This window comes from Mesorhizobium sp. M4B.F.Ca.ET.017.02.2.1 (assembly GCF_003998955.1).
Lineage (GTDB): Bacteria > Pseudomonadota > Alphaproteobacteria > Rhizobiales > Rhizobiaceae > Mesorhizobium > Mesorhizobium abyssinicae.
In genome coordinates this window covers 1-2,009 of sequence record NZ_RZOF01000570.1, presented here as the reverse complement: position 1 = coordinate 2,009, position 2,009 = coordinate 1, and the positions used below count along the sequence as shown (strand labels likewise).

Genomic DNA, 2,009 nt, shown 5'->3' with positions numbered 1-2,009 from the left:
TGATTGAACTGCAGGAGAAATATGAAGACAGCGGATTTGAGGCGGTCGGAGTTGCCGCCTGCGAACAGGGTCCAACCGCAGACGAGGCGCGGACCAACGTGGATGCCTGGCTGACCGAGAAGTTCCCGAATCTGAATTATCGTATCGGGTTCGATTACATTGGCGAAATGAACAAGCTCTGGCTGGATCCCAGCTCTTCGATTGGGATTCCCACCTCGTTCGTGGTCGACCGCGACGGCCACATCGCTTTTATTGGCCACCCGGCGGAACTCGATGACGTTTTGCCGAAAGTCCTTAACGGCAGCTGGCGCAGCAGCTATGAAGCGAAAGCCGCCGATGCAAAGCGCATCGCGCATAACCAACTTGCAGCGCGCGAAATGTCGCTTACCCGGCCGATATACGCCAAACTTACGCCGGCGATGCAGGCCGAGGATTGGACGGCGGCGCTCTTGGCCATCGAAGAAGGCCTCGCCTTGATGCCAGACTCTTGTGAGTTCCGGCAGATTCATGCGGATCTTCTGCTTCACAAGCTGCGCGACATCAAGACCGGCATGCCGGTCATGCGAGAATTGGTCGAGGACGCGATCGACAAAACGTCCGAGGCGGTGTCGTGGATGGCCTTGGCCCTCAACCAACTCTTCGATCCCACGATGGACAATTCCCATCTTCCGCGCGCGGAGCGCTTTGCGATGGGCAACGAGCTCTCGGAACAGATACTGACATTAAATCCCCCACAAGGCGATGGCCCGTTTAAATACCGCCGGTACCTCCCGGTAGCTCAGTATTATTACGAGAGCGGCAACAAAGATCGCGCAATCGAGTTGATCGAGGTGGCACTGAAATCGGTGGACCGTCTGGGGCCAATTCCGGACCACACCAAACAGTACTATCTTACCCCATTGCTCCAAGCACTGGCCAACTACACGGGTGAGCCTGCCTGTCACGCGGATCTTTGTGTGGCTCCGCAAAACAAGGCACCCGAAACTCAAAACGCAGTCGCTTCCTGAGCAAGAATCGCGAAGGGACTGACAATTGGAATTGAACACTGGCCAATCCGCCCATCGAGGCTCTCTTCGCAGCAAGTATGTCGATGCAGCAGGGCGGGCGGCTTGCGGCAGGTTGGATTTCAATTGCGTTGACCACCGGTCGGATCGCGGCGCAGACGATGTGCGCCGCGAATTCGCGCCGTAGGTCTCGCACTCGTGGACATGTCGAGGTCGGCCACGGGGCACTCTTGGGGTTGGCCCGCCCAAGCCATTCGTCGGCCACGCAAGCGGACCCGGAGTGGGCATCGCAGGAAAAGGAAATCGTCCCTCGAAGACGAAGACTGAAATGACGAACAACGAAATTCCTCATGAACCGGTTGGCCCTGCTGTCAACAATGACGAAGAAGCCCTTGCTTCCCCGTTCGTCAAATGCCTCCTGCGGCTCATCCGTACTCAGGATTCCTTCGGCTTATGGGAAGGCCAGTCGGATGCCGAGCTGCTGGGCGAGTTCATCATCACCAAGCAACGGCAACGTGCGATACCCTTTGGCGGCGATCCCGATCCTGACGCGCTGTGGAGGCTCGACATGTTTTACACCGCCGTGGCGCTTGCGATTGAGGAGCGCTCCGGCGTGTCGACGTCGCCAATAATTGGAATGAAACCCGTGGGGGCTTCCGGGGGTTGGTCGTTCTATCGAGACGTCCACCGGTTCGGCTTCGAGACTTTCCGCAAACTGGCTGAGGCCGGTACGAAACTGGTCGACGATGCGACTGCAGCCATTGAAGCGTAGCCCGAGATGGCGCGCATCAAGAAACCATTGTTCCAGGAAGGATCTATGTCAGACCTAGATAAGATGAGGAAAAAGTCCGAAAACTCCAGTTGCGTGCAGCTATTGCCAAGATGGCATTGCAGGACCTTGTTGAGGTCTGCCGGGCAAGTGGGCCGACATACAGGACGTCGCCGAGAAAACCCAAGCCGTTTATGCCGAGTTGGATGTTGCCAAGAGAGAACTCGCTTCAATGA

Annotated in this window: 2 protein-coding genes and 1 pseudogene; all 3 read left to right on the top strand. The window is 57.1% G+C overall.

Annotated elements, in window-relative coordinates; translation table 11 throughout:
- The coding region (locus EN738_RS33850; protein WP_127287321.1) for a TlpA family protein disulfide reductase at positions 1-1,007 on the top strand (1,007 nt) is incomplete at its 5' end.
- 325 nt (positions 1,008-1,332) lie between these two features.
- On the top strand, positions 1,333-1,776 hold the full coding sequence (locus EN738_RS33845) for a DUF269 domain-containing protein (protein ID WP_127287320.1): 444 nt from the start codon (positions 1,333-1,335) through the stop codon (positions 1,774-1,776).
- A 136-nt stretch (positions 1,777-1,912) separates the two neighbouring features.
- Positions 1,913-2,009: pseudogene (locus EN738_RS36995) on the top strand (hypothetical protein); the annotation flags it as partial.

What these genes read in the sequence shown, in the direction of transcription:
- EN738_RS33845 (WP_127287320.1), top strand. Translation starts at nt 1,333, where the DNA reads ATGACGAACAACGAAATTCCTCATGAACCGGTTGGCCCTGCTGTCAAC.